Below are 16,385 nucleotides of genomic sequence, written 5' to 3' on the forward strand. Positions count from 1 at the left end.
TTGCCTGGCGGAACCCCCACGCACTTGGAGAGTCGCATGCCCTTGAGATCGCTGGTCCCACTAGTCGTAGCAACGACCGCGGCACTGCTGGTAGCTGGCTGCTCGAGCAGCAGCAACAGCAACGATGCGATGTCGCAGAACCAGGACGCGCGCGGTCCGATCACCTACGTCGAGGGCAAGGACACCACCGAGACCGGCGTGGTCAAGCAACTCGTCGGGCAGTGGAACGCGAGCCACCCCAATGAGCAGGTGACGTTCAAGGAGCAGTCCAACGACGCCAGCCAAGCCCACGACGACCTGGTCCAGCACCTGCAGGCCAAGGAATCCGACTACGACGTGATGGCGCTTGACGTCGTCTGGACAGCCGAATTCGCGGCCAAGGGCTGGCTGCAGCCGCTCAAGGGCAACTTCTCCCTCGATACGTCCAAGCTGCTCGCGCCCACGGTGGACAGTGCCACCTACAAGGGCACGCTGTATGCGGCGCCGAAGAACACCAACGGCGGGCTGCTGTTCTACCGCAAGGACCTCCTGCCCAGCCCGCCGGCGACGTGGGCCGACATGCTCAAGGACTGCGCCATCGCGAAGGAGCACAACATCGGGTGCTACGCCGGACAGTTCGCGCCCTACGAGGGCCTCACGGTCAACGTGTCCGAGGTGATCAACGCCTTCGGCGGCAGCTTCGTCGGCCGCGACGGCACCACGCCAACCGTTAACTCCGCGCAGTCCAAGCAGGGCCTGCAGACATTGGTCGACGCGTACAAGAACGGCGACATTCCCAAGCAGGCCATCACCTACAAGGAGCCGGAGAGCCAGCAGGCGTTCCAGTCCGGGCAGTTGTTGTTCCTGCGCAACTGGCCGTACGTCTACGGCACCGCGGGCCAGGCCGGATCTGCGGTGCAGGGCAAATACGCGGTGGCACCGCTGCCCGGCAAGGACGGCATCGGTACGTCGACCCTCGGTGGTTACAACGTAGGCATCAACGTTTACTCGAAGCACAAGGCCACCGCCATGGACTTCCTGCGGTTCATCACCGGTGAGCAGGCTCAGCGGATCATCGCCGACGGCGCACTGCCGCCAACGATGGGGTCGCTGTACGACGACCCGGCGTTGGACGCCAAGATGCCTTACCTGCCGACGCTGAAGGAGTCCATCGAGCACGCGGTACCGCGGCCGGTGACCCCGTTCTACCCCGCCGTGTCCAAGGCGATCCAGGACAACGCCTACGCGGCGCTCAAGGGTGACAAGTCGGTAGACCAGGCGATTTCCGACATGCAGCAAGGGATCGCGTCCGCGGGGTCATGACGACGGACACGAAAACGGCCGAGCTCTCGGCAGCCAGTCTCGGCGGCGGGGAGTCACGACCGCCGAAACGGCGCGGCCTGCGCAGTGTGCACGCCTGGCTGCTGATCACCCCGGTGCTGATCGCGCTGGCCGTGGTCATCGGTTACCCGGTGTTGCGCGCGCTGTGGATGTCGTTCACCAAGGACGCCGGGCTCGACCCGACGACCGGCATGTTCACCGCCGGGGGGTCGGCCGGGTTTTCCAATTACACCCATTGGTTGCTGCAACAGTGCCCGGCGCCCGGCGGGGCGCTGGACGCCTGTCCGCCCGGCACGCTCGGCTCGCAGTTCTGGGGCGCGGTCGGGGTGACGTTGTTTTTCACCGTCGTCACCGTGGCATTGGAGGCGACCATCGGCCTGGGCATGGCCGTGGTGATGGGCAAGACCTTCAAGGGCCGGGCGCTGCTGCGCGCGGCGGTGCTGATCCCGTGGGCGATTCCGACCGCTGTCACGGCGAAGCTCTGGGCCTTCATGTTCGCCTACGACGGCGTGGTGAACCGGGTGTTCGGCACGCACATTTTGTGGACGTCGGATGCCTGGCCGGCACGCTTTGCGGTGATCATCGCCGATGTCTGGAAGACCACGCCGTTCATGGCACTGCTGATTCTGGCGGGGTTGCAGATGATTCCCGAGGACGTCTATGAGGCGGCGCGGGTGGACGGCGCTTCTGCCTGGCAGCGATTCGTGCACATCACCTTGCCGCTGGTAAAGCCCGCGCTGCTGGTAGCGATCCTGTTCCGGACCATGGACGCGCTGCGCATGTACGACCTGCCCGCGATCCTGACCCTCGACAATGGCGCCACAAGGACGGTGTCGATTCTGGTGGTGGATCAGATTCGGCAGGGGGCGAACAGCGCGGCGGCCCTGTCCACGATCACCTTTGTGATGATCTTCCTGGTGGCGTTTGTGCTGGTGAAGTTCTTGGGTGCGAATGCGGTGCGAACCCAGGAAGCTCAGCGGGAGGCGCGATGATGGCTCACCGCGCTCCCGAGGCACCTGTCGTCATCAAGCGCCAACGCTTCCGCATCGGCTCCCTGCGCGTGTACGTCGGCGTGCTGATCATCTTGATCTGGGGGCTGGCGCCGTTTTACTGGATGGCGGTCACCGCATTCCGCGATCCTGCCTACACGTTCGACACCACCCCGTGGCCGACGCACGTGACACTGACGAACTTCGTCAATGCGTTCGACACCAGTCGCGGCAACCACTTTGGCCAGGCGCTGATCAACAGCCTGATCATCGGCGGCGCGACGACCCTGATCGCGGTCGTGCTGGGCGTGTTCGCCGCCTACGCGCTCGCTCGGGTCATGTTCACGGGCCGCTACCTGGTGGCTGGGATCATTCTGGGCGCGTCGATGTTCCCGGTGGTCGCGTTGGTGACCCCGTTGTTCCAGCTGTTCACCAACATCGGCTGGATCGGCCACTACCAGGCGATGATCATCCCCAACATTTCGTTCGTGTTGCCGATGACGGTGTACATCCTGGCGTCGTTCTTCAGCGAGTTGCCATGGGAGCTGGAGGAGGCGGCGCGGATCGACGGCGCCAACCGATTCCAGGCCTTCCGGTTGGTGATGCTCCCGCTGGCCGCGCCGGCGGTGTTCACCACCGCGATTCTCGCGTTCATCGCGGCCGTCAACGAATACCTGCTCGCCCGATTGCTCTCCAGCGATGCGACCGAGCCGGTGACGGTCGCCATCGCACGCTTCTCCGGGAATGACCCGCACGTGGAGCCGTACACGGCGATCATGGCAGCCGGAACGATCGTGACCGTGCCGCTCGTGGTCATGGTGCTGATCTTCCAGCGGCGCATCATTTCCGGCCTGACCGCGGGCGGCGTCAAGAGCTGAGCGGACTGGCCGACCATGTGCGTCTGCGGCTAGGGTGGCGAGCGGCAATTTTTCGCCCGATTCCCGGGGCAATCGGAGGCGGCACACATCGTGAGCGAGCATCGCCACGCGGCAACTGCTAGATCGGCGACATCGAAGCGATCGGCTGGTCGGCGTGTTCTGCGCGTCTGCGCATGGCTGCTGGCAATAGTCATCGTGGTGCCGCTGGTGTGGTTCGTCATCAGCTACGCGCGCACAGATGTGCCGGAGCCGGCGGACATGCGCACCAATCAGGTAGCCACCATCGTCGCGGCAGACGGCAAAACGGTGCTGAGCAAAGTGGTTCCGCCCGACGGCAACCGCACCGAGGTGCCGCTCTCGGCGGCGCCGAAACATGTGCGGGACGCGGTGCTTTCGGCCGAGGACCGCAACTTCTACTCCAACCCCGGGTTCTCGGTCACCGGCTTCCTCCGGGCCGCGCGCGACAACATTTTGGGCCGCGACAGCGCGGGTGGCGGTTCGACGATCACCCAGCAATACGTGAAGAACGCGCTGGTCGGGTCGCAGCGCACCATCGCGCGCAAGTGGGACGAGCTGGTGATCTCGGCGAAGATGGCGCGCGAATGGAGCAAGGACGACATCCTCGAGGCCTACCTCAACACCATCTACTTCGGCCGCGGCGCGTACGGCATCGCCGCCGCATCGAAGGCGTACTTCAACAAACCGGTCGAGGCCCTGAGCGTCGCCGAAGGCGCGGTGCTGGCGGCGGTGATCCGCAGTCCGTCGGGACTGGACCCGGATACCCATCTTCCCCAGTTGCGGGCCCGCTGGGACTACGTCATGGACGGCATGGTCGAGATGGGCGCATTGAGCAGCGCTGATCGGCACGCCACGGCGTTTCCGGCGATCGTGCCGCTCAATCAGGTGGCCGACAACGGGGCCAGTCATGGGCCTGAAGGGCTGATCCGCACGCAGGTGGTGCGTGAGTTGGCCGCGATAGGCGTCAGCGAGGACGATCTGAATACCGGCGGATTACAGATCACCACCACCATCGACCCGAAGACGCAGCAGGCGGCGGTCGACGCGGTGAACAACGTGATGGACGGCGAGCCCGGCGAATTGCGCACCGCGGTGGTGTCGATCGACCCACGAACCGGCGCGGTGCGCGGCTATTACGGCGGCGCGGACGGCGCCGGGTTCGACTTCGCGCAGGCGCCGCTGCAAACCGGCTCGGCTTTCAAGGTGTTCGGCTTGGCCGCGGCGTTGAACGACGGCATTCCACTGTCCGCGATGTACAGCAGCGCACCGCTGACCGTTGGAAATGTGAATATCACCAACGTCGAGGGCGAGTCGTGCGGGACATGCACGATTGCACAGGCACTGAAGCAGTCGCTCAACACGAGCTTCTATCGGCTCGAGTTGTCGATGAAGCACGGTGCCCAGAAAATCGCCGATGCCGCGCACGCTGCAGGAATTCCGGAGTCCATCCCTGGCGTGCCCGGCAAGAGCCTGAGCGAGAACGGTGGTCCGCCGGAGAACGGAATTGTTCTCGGGCAGTACCTGGTTCGGCCCATCGACATGGCCTCCGCGTATGCCACTCTCGCCGCCAACGGGATGTACCACGCTCCGCACTTCATCCAGCGCGTCGTCAAAGCCGATGGCACCGTGCTGTTCGATCGGCCCGCCGATCCCGGCGAGCAACGGATCAAGCCAGCGGTCGCCGAAAATGTGACTCAGGCGATGATCCCGATCGCGTCATATTCGCGCGGCCACGGTCTGGCCGGCGGGCGGCCGTCCGCCGCCAAAACGGGCACCACGCAGCTTGGCGATACCGGGTTGAACAAGGACGCCTGGATGGTCGGCTACACACCATCGTTGGCCACTGCGGTGTGGGTGGGGACCGAGAAGGCGCAGTCGATCACCAACGCCAACGGCGCGATGATCTACGGCTCGGGCCTGCCGTCGGACATCTGGAAGAAGACGATGGACGCGTCGCTGAAGGGCACCGACTTCGAAAACTTCCCGTGGCCCGATCCGATCGGCGGGCAGGCTGGCGTTCCGTCGTACTCCGGCCCTTCCGGTCCAGCGAACACCAACGCAGACGATGCACCGGCGCCCGCTCCGGCGCCCATGCCGCAGCTGCAGATTCAGCTGCCGCCGCCACCCCGGTTGCCGCCGTTGCGGCAGGTGGAAATCCTGCCGGGGATCACGATCCCACTGCCGGGCTGAGCCGAGGCCAGCTTCCGCTTAGCCGGACTTCCACCGCGGAAGCAGGGGTCCCCTACTGCACGCTGACGCAAGTAGTGGTCCCCTGCTTCCGCGAAATAGGGGAACAAACTGCGAACGCTGCGAACGCCCCCGGGACAGCAGAAGGCCCGCCGACACCTGGCCGGCGGGCCTTTCGACAACTGCTATCAGGCCTCGACGATGAACGCCTCAAGCTCGGCACGGGCCTTGTCGTCGGCCATCTGCACCGGCGGCGACTTCATCAGGTACGCCGAAGCCGGGTAGACCGGACCGCCGATGCCGCGGTCGAGCGCGATCTTCGCGGCGCGCACCGCGTCGATGATGATGCCCGCCGAGTTCGGCGAGTCCCACACCTCGAGCTTGTACTCCAGGTTCAGCGGCACGTCACCGAACGCGCGACCCTCGAGGCGGACGTACGCCCACTTGCGGTCGTCGAGCCACTCGACGTAGTCCGACGGGCCGATGTGCACGTTGCGGTCGTGTACCTTGCCCGACAGCGGGCCCTCGAGGTTGGAGGTGACGGCCTGAGTCTTGGACACCTTCTTGGACTCCAACCGCTCACGCTCGAGCATGTTCTTGAAGTCCATGTTGCCGCCGACGTTGAGCTGGTAGGTGCGGTCGAGCACCACGCCGCGGTCTTCGAAGAGCTTGGCCATCACGCGGTGGGTGATGGTGGCGCCGACCTGCGACTTGATGTCGTCGCCGACGATCGGGATGCCGGCGGACTTGAACTTCTCCGCCCACACCGGGTCGCTGGCGATGAACACCGGCAACGCGTTGACGAAGGCGACGCCCGCGTCGATCGCGCACTGGGCGTAGAACTTGTCAGCTTCTTCCGAACCCACCGGCAGGTACGACACCAGCACGTCGACTTTGGCGTCCTTCAGGGCCTGCACCACGTCGACTGGCTCGCCGTCGGACAGCTCGATGGTCTGCGCGTAGTACTTGCCGATGCCGTCGAGCGTCGGACCGCGCAGCACCGGAACGTCCAGCGGCGGCACGTCGGTGATCTTGATGGTGTTGTTCTCGCTCGCGAGGATGGCCTCGGACAGGTCGAAGCCCACCTTCTTCGCGTCGACGTCGAAGGCGGCGACGAACTTCACGTCGCGCACGTGGTAGTCACCGAACTTGACGTGCATCAAGCCGGGGACCGACGCGGTCTCGTCTGCATCCTTGTAGTACTGCACGCCCTGGACCAAGGATGAGGCGCAGTTACCCACGCCCACAATGGCCACGCGCACAGAGGGCGTGGAGCCTGCGGAACGCCCCGTCGATACTGTGTTGTCACCCATGGTCGGGTTCTCCTTCTACTTGTGGTGCTGTCTTCTGCGCTGCTCTACTGCTCGCCTCGGCGGTGGAACGCTCGGCGGCGATGAGTTCGTTGAGCCAGCGCACTTCGCGCTCGCTGGATTCGAGACCGAGTTGATGGAGTTGACGGGTGTAGCGGTCGAACGAGCCGCTGGCGCGACTGATCGCCTCCCGTAGCCCCTCCCGGCGCTCTTCGACCTGGCGACGTCTGCCCTCGAGGATCCGCATCCGCGCTTCCGCGGGGGTGCGGCTGAAGAAGGCGAGATGAACGCCGAAGCCGTCATCGGTGTAGTTCTGCGGTCCGGTGTCTGCGACCAACTCGGCGAAACGCTGCTTGCCTTTAGGTGTCAGTTCGTAGACGCGGCGCGCCCGTCGAATGGATCCGGCGGGCACCTCCTCGGCGATCAACCCGTCGGCCTGCATGCGACGCAGCGTCGGGTACAGCGATCCATACGAGAAAGCACGGAAGGCCCCCAGCAGGCCGGTGAGCCGCTTACGCAGCTCGTAGCCATGCATGGGCGACTCCAGGAGCAGCCCGAGGATCGCCAGTTCGAGCACCGGGCTGTCACCTCCTGGTTGTGCGCTCAGATCTAACCGATTGATGCGATGCCCAACTATATCGCGCCGATATAGTTTCGTACAGTTCGGCCCGATACAACGTGACGAGATGCTCAGCGCCGGTAGGGCACGGCGCGGCTGATCACGCCGGCGAGTGATGTCTCCACAAATCCGCCGCGTCCAACGCTGTTCGCCGCGTAAATCCGGATCGTCGGCGCACCGGACGTGGTGTCGACCATGATGTGACTGATCGCGGCGTCGGGAACCTCGACCAATCCGCTGATGGTCGTCATCAGCTTCACCAGCGCCGGCAGGTTCATTGCATCGAGATCGAACGAAACTGTCGCGGGGTCGCGGTCGGACACGCTCCCCGGAGAAAAGCCCCCGCGGTAGGAGTAGTCGATGGCGCGATCGGGGCGATCATCCATGCGAACGACCGCCGCGTACCGGGCGCCGAACGCTGGGTAGAACACCGCGCTGTCGGCCTGGGTATCGCCGAAGCGCGCGCGGTACTGGTCACGGAATGACTGCAGACCCGCGACCGTATTGAAGTCGACGACCGGCGCGACGATGGGCGTCACCGCCGGCTGGCTGGACGGAACCTGGGCACCGCCAGCCTCACTGCCGGACGCGACGAACCAGCATCCGACGCCCGTAAGCGCGAGCAGCAGCGCCAGCGCAACCGCGCCCGGCAGCCAGGATCGAGTGGCTACGACTGCCGGACGAATCGGCGGGTCGCGGAATTCGGGCTCGAGCTGAAGATCGGCAAGCAGCCCGTCGAGTTCGCCGAGCGTCTTTGCGGCATTCGCGGCCACCACCCGATCGCCGTGCTCCGCTGGGCTGAGTTGGCCGTCGGCGTATGCCGCGTCCAGCTTGGACACGGCCGCGACCCGATCGACATCCCGGGCGCGTAATCGTGCGACCCCCACAAGTCCTCCTCGACGCGCAATCTACTTGGCTGGATCGAACGGGTAGACCGCGGCAAACTTGCCATCGAGATCGGCGGAAAGGTAGCCCGACTCGCCTAGTTCGTTGCTCGCATGCACGGACAACGCGCCGAACTTGCCGCTCGAATCGACGATGAAATAGATCGTGTCTATCTGGCTCAGGTTCAGACTCTCGCCCGCGCCTTCGATCAATCCCGCCCAGGTGGGCAGATTCGCGCGGGCCAGGTCGATCGGCACAGTGCGCGGGTCGCGGGTGCCGGCATTCGTTGGATCCTTCCAGTCGCCGTTGAAGTAGTAGCTCAACGAGCGCCGGGGAGCCGCCGGGTCGGCGCGCTGGAACACCGCATACGTCGGGTAGACCACCAGCTGATCCACGGTCGCCGTGCCGAAATGGTCCTGTGCGGCGCGGACCAAAGTCTGCAAACCGCTCAGCGACAGGTAGTTCGCGGCGTTCGAACCGCTCGAAGATCCGCCGCTGCACGACCGGACCGAGACCGTGACTACCAGGACGGTTGCCACGACCACGGCAGCGAGGAGTAGCCAGCCGCGACCGCCCGTCGGCTGCGCCGGCAACCGCAGCGGAGCGTCGCCGGGCTGTATCTGGAGGTCGTCGAGCAGGCCGTGCAGATCCTGCATGGTGACGGCATGCATGGCGGACGCAACTCGCGCGTCGTGCTCGGCTTGGGTCAGTTGACCATCAGCCAGGCTGGCGTCCAGGACCCCGCACGCGTCGGAGCGATCGCTGTCGCGCGCCCGCATTGTCGCAGGGCTGCGTCGTATTACCCGTAGGCCGTCGGGGAAACGGGTCGCCACCGAAGAATCATAGGTTCGTAAAGCGCACAGCGATATTGCCTTGTGGCGTCTCGTCGTCGTCACACTTTTGGGTGTGCGGGGTCAATTCCCGCTTCTCCGCACGTACTCTGGTTTGCGTGCGAATACAGCGGCAGGTGGTGGACTACGCGCTTCAGCGCCGTTCGCTGCTTGCCGAGGTGTACGCGGGACGCACCGGCGTTTCCGAAGTGTGTGACGCCAGCCCTTACCTCTTGCGTGCCGCCAAGTTCCACGGCAAGCCCAGCAAGGTGATGTGCCCGATCTGCCGCAAGGAACAACTCACGCTCGTTTCGTGGGTGTTCGGTGACACGCTCGGTCCAGTGTCGGGTTCGGCGCGTACCGCCGAGGAGCTGGTACGACTGGCAGCGGCACGGGAGGAATTCTCGGTGCATGTCGTCGAGGTGTGCCGGACCTGCAGTTGGAACCATTTGGTTCAGTCGTACGTGCTCGGTATGGTGCCCTCCACCAAGCGTTCGCGGCGGTCTTCGGGCAGCCGCACGCCCAGCCGCCGCACCGCGACCGAATAGCGCTCCACCGACGAACGCGCTCATCAGCCATGTCCTGACCGACCGCGCCGAAGCGCTCACCTGTGTTTCGGCCCGAGAGAAATGCTCCACTGTCTACACCGGGAGATTTGCCAGTGACCAACCCCTACAACCCGCCACCAGGTGATCGCCCGAACGGACCCGCCCGCAACCCCAACCGACCAGCCGGGGCGCCAGGTGGGCGTCCGGTGCCGCCACCGAATTGGGGCGGCAGTGGTGGCGGGCTCCCGCCGCGTCGGCCGTCGGGCGACGACGCGCCCACTCAGCAGATCCGGCGTCCAGGCGTGCCGCCGGCGCGTGAGCCACGGATCGCTCCCATTGGTGCAGCGGGCTCGCGACCGCCGGCTGGGCCTGACGGTCCGAGTGGCCGGGCACCCGGCGGACCGACCGGTCCCGGTGGACCGCCGCCCACGGGCGGCTCGGGCGGCCACGGGTCCGGTGGCTCCGGCGGCAAGCGCCGGGGGCCGAACTGGAAGGCCATCCGCCGGACGCTGTACGCACTGATCGCCATTTTTCTGGTAGTTCCCCTGGTGGCCTTCTTCGTTGCCTACCTGGTGGTGGACGTTCCCAAGCCGGGCGACATGAAGACCAACCAAGTCGCGACCATTTACGACTCCGACGGCAAGACCGTGCTGTCCAAGGTCATTCCGCCGCAGGGCAACCGCACCGATGTCGCGCTGTCGGATGTGCCGGCACACGTGCGCAACGCGGTGCTCGCCGCGGAGGACCGCGATTTCTACAGCAACCCAGGCTTCTCGATCACTGGTTTTGGCCGCGCTTTGCGCGACAACGTGCTCGGGCGCGCGGACGCGGGTGGTGGCTCGACCATCACCCAGCAGTACGTCAAGAACGCGCTGGTCGGCTCGCAGCACTCGATCATCCGCAAGCTGCATGAACTCGTCGTCTCCACAAAGATGACCCGCGAGTGGAGCAAGGACGACATTCTGCAGGCCTACCTCAACACGATCTACTTCGGTCGCGGCGCATACGGCATCGGCGCGGCGTCCAAGGCGTATTTCGGCAAGCCGGTCAATCAGCTCGATGTTTCCGAGGGCGCGGTGCTCGCGGCGCTGATTCAGCAGCCGTCCGGTCTGGATCCGGAGACCAACCCGACCGGTGCGAAAGCGCGCTGGAACTATGTTCTCGACGGAATGGTCAGCATGGGCACGCTGTCCAAGTCCGAGCGCGCGACAATCCAGTTCCCACAAGTCCTGCCTGCGACGCCCCAAAACGGGGACGACCAGGACAACGGTCCGGCCGGGCTTATTAAGGCGCAGGTCCTCAAGGAACTGTCGGCCGCAGGGATCAGCGAGCAGGAACTGAATACCGAGGGTCTGAGCATCACCACGACCATCGATCCCACCGCGCAGGCCGCGGCCGAGAAGGCCGTCAAGGCAAACATGGACGGCGAGGGCAACGACCTCCGAACCGCCGTCGTGTCCGTCGATCCGCACACAGGTGCGGTGCGGGCCTACTACGGCGGCGACAACGGCCACGGTTACGACTTCGCCCAGGCCGGGTTGCAGACAGGGTCGACGTTCAAGGTCTTCGGCCTCGCCGCCAACCTCGCCAAGGGAATCCCGCTGTCGAAGATGTACAGCAGTGCTCCGCTGACCGTGCACGGCATCACCGTCACCAACGTCGGCGGTGAGTCCTGCGGTACCTGCACCATTGCGCAGGCGCTGAAGATGTCGCTGAACACCAGCTTCTACCGCATGGAGCTGGGCCTCGGTAACGACGGCCCGCAGCAGATCGCCGACATGGCGCACAAGGCCGGCATCCCGGAAGACATCCCCGGAGTCGGTAAGTCCCTCACCGAACCGAATGGCGCCGGACCCAACGACGGCATCGTGCTCGGCCAGTACCAGGTGCGCCCGATCGACATGGCGTCGGCGTACGCGACCTTCGCGGCCGAGGGCGTCTACCACCAGCCGTACTTCGTGCAGAAGGTGGTCAACGCCGACGGCACCGTGCTGCTCGATCGCGGCAATCCGTCCGGGGAGCAGCGCATCGACAAGGACGTCGTGGACAACGTGATTTCCGCGATGGAGCCGATCGCCGCCTATTCCAACGGTCACAATCTGGCCGGTGGCCGCCCGTCGGCGTCGAAGACCGGCACCACCCAGCTCGGTGACACTGACTCCAACAAGGACGCATGGATGATCGGCTTCACGCCGTCGCTGTCGACCGCGGTGTGGGTGGGCACCGAACAGGGCATTCCGCTGGTCAACTCGTACGGCGGCGAAATCTATGGCGCCGGGCTGCCGGCTGACATCTGGAAGTCGACGATGGACGGGGCGCTGAAGGGCACCGACGTCGAGTACTTCCCCAAGCCTGCGGCGATCGGCGGGCAGGCCGGGGTCCCGGACTACACCGGACCTACCACCGCCAGTCCGAAGACGACCGTGGCCAAGCCGAGCCCGACCGAGGACTCCGGCCCGCCGCCCGTGGTGATCACGCCGTCGCAGGTGCAGATCCTGCCGGGCATCACAATCCCGGTTCCCGGGATACAGCAGGAGTCACCGTCGCAGGGCGGCGGAGGCGGCACCGACAATGGATCGCAAACCGGTGCCGGTGGCGGGCCGTCGCCCAATGGCGGCGGAACTGGTCCCGGCGCCGGCGGTGGTGCCGCGCCGAATGGCGTCGCGCCGAACGGCGTGGGCGTAGGGCGGTAGCGTTCGAGTAGTGCGCGACGAATCGGCAACGAACGGCTCTGCCGTGGCTGGGCCACCTGCCAAAGCCGCAGTGGTCGAGCCACGCTTCGTCGCGCCTACCGGATCGGAACCCCGCGAGGTTGTGGTCGACCAGCGTTCGGCCGACTGGCGCGACCTGCCCAGCCGCACCGACCGGCTGACGAACGCGCTGTCGAGTGTGATCGGTGGCCCGATCGGCGACCATGCCGTCGTCGGCCGGTCCCGGTTCTTTACGCCCGTGCGGGTGATGTTGGCTTTCGCGGTCGTATTCATGGCACTGGGCTGGTTCGGCAAGGCGGCCTGCATCCAGCAGGCACCCATCGGACCCGACGGCGCCGTCGGACTGGACTGGGCGGGCAGCCGGCAGTACGTCGCCATGTGCTATTCGGACACCGTCCCGCTGTACGGCGCCGAACGCCTCAATCAGGGTGCGTTCCCGTACAAGAAGTCCTGGGTGGAGTCCAACGCCGACGGTGTCCCGCAGACCCGGTACATGGAATATCCGGTGCTGTCAGGGCTCTACCAGTACGTGGCAATGCGGATTCAGAAGGCGTGGTCAGCTGCGCCGTGGTTGCCGGGCGGGCTGCAGGTGGCGGTCTATTTCAACGTCGTGGCCCTCGGGTTGGCCATGGCGTGGCTGGTGACCGTATGGGCCAGTTCCATGCTGGCGGGCCGGCGGGTGTGGGACGCCGCGCTGATCGCCTGTTCACCGCTGGTGATCGTGCACATCTTCACCAACTTCGACGCGCTGGCCACCGGTTTTGCCGCCGCCGGGCTGTTGGCCTGGGCGCGCAGGCGGCCGCTGTTAGCCGGCGTTCTGCTGGGCCTGGGCGGTGCCACCAAGTTCTATCCGCTGCTGTTGCTCGGCCCGCTGTTGGTGCTGTGTGTGCGGGCCGATCGCGTCAAGACCTGGTTGTCGACGTTTATCGGCGCGGTGGTGGCCTGGGTGGCCGTCAACGCACCGATTGCGCTGTTGTATCCGGCGGGCTGGTCGGAGTTCTTCCGGCTCAACACCGACCGACACGCAGACCCGGACTCGATATACAACGTCATCTCGTCCTTCACCGGCTGGCCGGGATTCGACGGCAACCTCGCGGCGTCGGACAAACCGGTCATTCTCAATGCGGTGTCGCTGGCGTTGTTCGTCGCGGTCTGTCTCGGTGTCGCCTACCTCGCGCTGACCGCGCCGCAGCGGCCGCGGGTGATGCAGTTGTGCTTCCTGCTGGTCGCGGGCTTCTTGCTGACCAACAAAGTGTGGAGTCCGCAATACTCGCTGTGGCTGGTCCCGCTCGCGGTGTTGGCCATACCACAACGACGAATTCTGTTGGCCTGGATGACAATCGACGCGCTGGTCTGGGTCCCGCGGATGTATTACTACCTGGGCGTCAGCAACAAGGGCCTGCCCGAGCAGTGGTTCACCGCAACCGTGCTGGTGCGAGACCTGGCCGTGGTCGCGCTCTGCGCGCTCGTGATCCGGCAGATCTATCGCCCGGACACCGACCTCGTCCGCGAAGACGGCACCGATGATCCGGTCGGCGGAGTGCTCGACGGCGCACCCGACGCGCCACCGCGATGGCTTCCGGAAAGGTTGCGGCCCGCGCCCGTCTTGTAACCGGCCAGGTACATGAGACAGACTGTTGCGGTTAACTTGAATAGCCGCCGTCTGCGGCTGCTCCTACCTGTAAGGAACACCCTCGATGACGTACCGGTCTGCATGGTTGGACGAAGATCTCGATGCGCTGCGCGATCTTGCGCGCGCGTTCTTCGAGAAAGAACTCAAGCCCAACATCGACAAGTACATCGAACAGCACCACGTCGATCGCGACCTGTGGAACAAGGCCGGCGAGCTCGGCCTGCTGTGCTTGTCAATTCCCGAGGAATACGGCGGCGGTGGCGGCACCTTCGCCCACGAGGCCGTGCTCATGGAGGAGCAGGCCCGCATCGGCGACTCGTCCTGGGGTAACGCCGTGCACAGCGTCATCGCGGCGCACTACCTGCTCGGTTACGGCAGCGAGGAGCAGAAGCAGAAGTGGTTGCCGAAGATGGCCTCCGGTGAGGTCGTCTGCGCGATCGCCATGACCGAGCCCGGCACCGGTTCGGACCTGCAAAACGTCAAGACCAAGGCCGTCCGGCAAGGCGATGAGTACGTGATCAACGGCTCGAAGACCTTCATCACCAATGGCGGCCAGGCGGACCTCATCATCACGGTCGTCAAGACGGACTCGAGCCAGGGCGCCAACGGCATCTCGTTGGTGCTGGTCGAGGCGGACCGGGAAGGCTTCCGGCGCGGCCGGGTACTGGACAAGATCGGCCAGAAGGGCCAGGACACCTCCGAATTGTTCTTCGAAGACGTGCGCGTGCCGGTGTCGAACCTGCTCGGCACGCAGGAGGGCCTCGGCTTCATCCAGCTCATGCAGCAACTCCCGCAGGAACGACTGATCATCGCGGTCGGCTCGGTTGCGGGGATGGAGGTGGCCCTCGAGCACACCCTCCGCTACACCAAGGAGCGCCAGGCCTTCGGCAAACCGGTGTTCGCCTTCCAGAACACCAAGTTCAAACTCGCCGAGGTGGCCACCGACGCCAAGATCGGCCGGGTCTTCGTCGACGACTGCATCGTCCGGCACATTCGCGGTGAGCTCGACATCCCCACTGTCGCTATGGCCAAGTGGTGGACCACCGAGCGGGCAATGGTGGTGGCCGACGAATGTCTGCAGCTTTTCGGTGGCTACGGCTACATGACTGAGTACCCGATTGCCCGGATGTGGGCCGATCAGCGGGTCCAGAAGATCTACGCCGGCACCAACGAGATCATGAAGGAAATCATCGCTAGAACTCTGTGACCTGGGCATTCGGGGCTGAGTGGGGCGGCGGCCTATGTGACCGCCGCCACATTCTTGCCCGGTGGTGGGCAGGCTTACCGATATTGGGTACTGCGAGTAACAGCAAGGGTCTTCCATTGGACAATTTTGATGTTATTGTCCAACACAGACAATGTTGTCGCAGTCGGAGAGGACAGCGTCATGACGACGATGGAAAAGAGCGCGGACATCCAACCGCTGACCGCTTACGCGGGCGAGACCTACGACGAAATGCTCACCCGGCTTGCCGAGGGCTCGATGCACCGCAGCTTCAGCCCGTACCGCGATATCGACTGGGACGCCCCTGAGTTCCAGGTTGTCGAGAACGACCGGCGCTGGATCCTCCCGGAGATCGACCCGCTGGGCCGCCACCCCTGGTACAAGGCGCAGCCGGAGGAGAAGCAGATCGCCATCGGCATGTACCGCCAGGCCAACGTCGCCAAGGTAGGCCTGCTGTTCGAGCAGGTGCTCATCCGCGGCTTCATGGACTACCTGTCCAAGCTGCCCAACAACTCCGCGGAGTTCCGCTACGCCACCCATGAGGTCATCGAGGAGTGCAACCACACCCTGATGTTCCAGGAGGCGGTCAACCGCATCGGCGCAAACGTGCCCGGCTTCGGACCGATCATGCGCAAGGTAGCGCCCTTCCTGGGCCTGGCTGCCACGCCGTTCCCGTCGATCTTCTTCATGGGCGTGCTCGCCGGTGAAGAGCCGATCGACCACATTCAGAAGAGCTACCTGCGCAGCGACGCCGACTACCACCCGATCATCAAGGGCGTCATGCGTATCCACGTTGCCGAAGAGGCGCGCCACATCTCGTTCGCGCACGAGTTCCTGCGCCAGCACGTTCCGGAGAACGGCCCGATCGGCAAGGCGCTGCTCTCGATCGTCTACCCGATCACTATGCGCATTCTGTGCGACGTCATCGTGATCCCGCCGCGGGAGTTCTTCGAGGAGTTCGACATCCCCGATTCGGTCCGTAAGGACCTGTTCTGGGACTCCGAGGACTCGAAGAAGACGCTCGCGGGCTACTTCGGCGACGTGCGGATGCTGGCCGAGGAGCTGGGCCTGATGAACCCCGTCTCGAAGCTGGTATGGAAGGTGCTCAAGATCGACGGTCGTCCGTCGCGCTTCCGTAGCGAGCCGGAGCGCGAGCCGATCGCGCTGGCGAGCTGACCAAACCCCAAAACCTCTGTGCGTGATTTTTCACCGCCCACGGTGAAAAATCACGC

At 65.2% G+C, this 16,385-nt stretch carries 13 protein-coding genes; 9 read left to right on the forward strand and 4 right to left on the reverse strand.

Annotated features, from left to right (window positions below; all coding sequences use genetic code 11):
- Positions 1–36 precede the first annotated feature (36 nt).
- The 4 genes from FOS14_RS13225 (at position 37) to FOS14_RS13240 (ending at position 5,395) form a co-directional block, all read left to right on the forward strand.
- Complete coding sequence (locus tag FOS14_RS13225) at positions 37–1,302, forward strand: ABC transporter substrate-binding protein (protein ID WP_143771244.1); 1,266 nt, start codon at positions 37–39, stop codon at positions 1,300–1,302.
- On the forward strand, positions 1,299–2,312 hold the full coding sequence (locus FOS14_RS13230) for a carbohydrate ABC transporter permease (protein ID WP_143771245.1): 1,014 nt from the start codon (positions 1,299–1,301) through the stop codon (positions 2,310–2,312). Before FOS14_RS13225 ends, FOS14_RS13230 begins: the two co-directional genes overlap by 4 nt.
- Entirely contained in the window at positions 2,312–3,187 is an 876-nt protein-coding gene (locus FOS14_RS13235) for a carbohydrate ABC transporter permease (RefSeq protein ID WP_185981763.1), read from the forward strand. Before FOS14_RS13230 ends, FOS14_RS13235 begins: the two co-directional genes overlap by 1 nt.
- A gap of 90 nt (positions 3,188–3,277) precedes the next feature.
- The gene (locus FOS14_RS13240) at positions 3,278–5,395 is read left to right on the forward strand and encodes a transglycosylase domain-containing protein (protein WP_255450312.1); all 2,118 of its coding nucleotides are present in this window, start codon (positions 3,278–3,280) and stop codon (positions 5,393–5,395) included.
- Positions 5,396–5,580: 185 nt separating this feature from the next.
- Here the strand turns inward: FOS14_RS13240 and FOS14_RS13245 are convergent, their stop codons facing one another.
- The 4 genes from FOS14_RS13245 to FOS14_RS13260 all read right to left on the reverse strand — a co-directional run bounded on the left by FOS14_RS13245 (position 5,581) and on the right by FOS14_RS13260 (position 9,039).
- On the reverse strand, positions 5,581–6,705 hold the full coding sequence (locus FOS14_RS13245) for an inositol-3-phosphate synthase (RefSeq protein ID WP_143771246.1): 1,125 nt from the start codon (positions 6,703–6,705) through the stop codon (positions 5,581–5,583).
- Positions 6,698–7,279: a PadR family transcriptional regulator gene (locus FOS14_RS13250; protein WP_143771247.1), complete on the reverse strand. Its 582-nt coding sequence runs from the start codon at positions 7,277–7,279 to the stop codon at positions 6,698–6,700. The genes FOS14_RS13245 and FOS14_RS13250 overlap by 8 nt, the downstream gene beginning before the upstream one ends.
- Before the next feature lie 113 nt (positions 7,280–7,392).
- On the reverse strand, positions 7,393–8,208 hold the full coding sequence (locus FOS14_RS13255; protein ID WP_185981757.1) for a DUF1707 domain-containing protein: 816 nt from the start codon (positions 8,206–8,208) through the stop codon (positions 7,393–7,395).
- Positions 8,209–8,229: 21 nt separating this feature from the next.
- Entirely contained in the window at positions 8,230–9,039 is an 810-nt protein-coding gene (locus FOS14_RS13260) for a DUF1707 domain-containing protein (protein ID WP_143771249.1), read from the reverse strand.
- Between the two features lie 116 nt (positions 9,040–9,155).
- Between FOS14_RS13260 and FOS14_RS13265 the strand changes: the two genes are divergently transcribed.
- The 5 genes from FOS14_RS13265 to FOS14_RS13285 all read left to right on the forward strand — a co-directional run bounded on the left by FOS14_RS13265 (position 9,156) and on the right by FOS14_RS13285 (position 16,329).
- Entirely contained in the window at positions 9,156–9,584 is a 429-nt protein-coding gene (locus FOS14_RS13265; RefSeq protein WP_143771250.1) for a DUF5318 domain-containing protein, read from the forward strand.
- A gap of 497 nt (positions 9,585–10,081) precedes the next feature.
- Positions 10,082–12,277, forward strand: a complete 2,196-nt coding sequence (locus tag FOS14_RS13270) for a transglycosylase domain-containing protein (RefSeq protein ID WP_143771307.1) — start codon at positions 10,082–10,084, stop codon at positions 12,275–12,277.
- 70 nt (positions 12,278–12,347) lie between these two features.
- On the forward strand, positions 12,348–13,907 hold the full coding sequence (locus tag FOS14_RS13275; RefSeq protein WP_143771308.1) for a glycosyltransferase family 87 protein: 1,560 nt from the start codon (positions 12,348–12,350) through the stop codon (positions 13,905–13,907).
- 85 nt (positions 13,908–13,992) lie between these two features.
- Positions 13,993–15,135 carry an acyl-CoA dehydrogenase family protein gene (locus FOS14_RS13280; protein WP_143771251.1) on the forward strand — a complete coding sequence of 381 codons (1,143 nt, stop codon included), beginning with the start codon at positions 13,993–13,995 and terminating at the stop codon, positions 15,133–15,135.
- A 180-nt stretch (positions 15,136–15,315) separates the two neighbouring features.
- Positions 15,316–16,329, forward strand: a complete 1,014-nt coding sequence (locus FOS14_RS13285) for a diiron oxygenase (RefSeq protein WP_370512228.1) — start codon at positions 15,316–15,318, stop codon at positions 16,327–16,329.
- Positions 16,330–16,385 lie beyond the last annotated feature (56 nt).

The organism is Skermania sp. ID1734 (assembly GCF_007489285.1).
GTDB lineage: Bacteria > Actinomycetota > Actinomycetes > Mycobacteriales > Mycobacteriaceae > ID1734.

Excerpts from the sequence above, each read along its gene's own strand:
- FOS14_RS13225 (WP_143771244.1), top strand. The coding sequence starts at position 37 with ATGCCCTTGAGATCGCTGGTCCCACTAGTCGTAGCAACGACCGCGGCA.
- FOS14_RS13230 (WP_143771245.1), top strand. The coding sequence starts at position 1,299 with ATGACGACGGACACGAAAACGGCCGAGCTCTCGGCAGCCAGTCTCGGC.
- FOS14_RS13235 (WP_185981763.1), top strand. The coding sequence starts at position 2,312 with ATGGCTCACCGCGCTCCCGAGGCACCTGTCGTCATCAAGCGCCAACGC.
- FOS14_RS13245 (WP_143771246.1), bottom strand. The coding sequence starts at position 6,705 with ATGGGTGACAACACAGTATCGACGGGGCGTTCCGCAGGCTCCACGCCC.
- FOS14_RS13280 (WP_143771251.1), top strand. The coding sequence starts at position 13,993 with ATGACGTACCGGTCTGCATGGTTGGACGAAGATCTCGATGCGCTGCGC.
- FOS14_RS13285 (WP_370512228.1), top strand. The coding sequence starts at position 15,316 with ATGACGACGATGGAAAAGAGCGCGGACATCCAACCGCTGACCGCTTAC.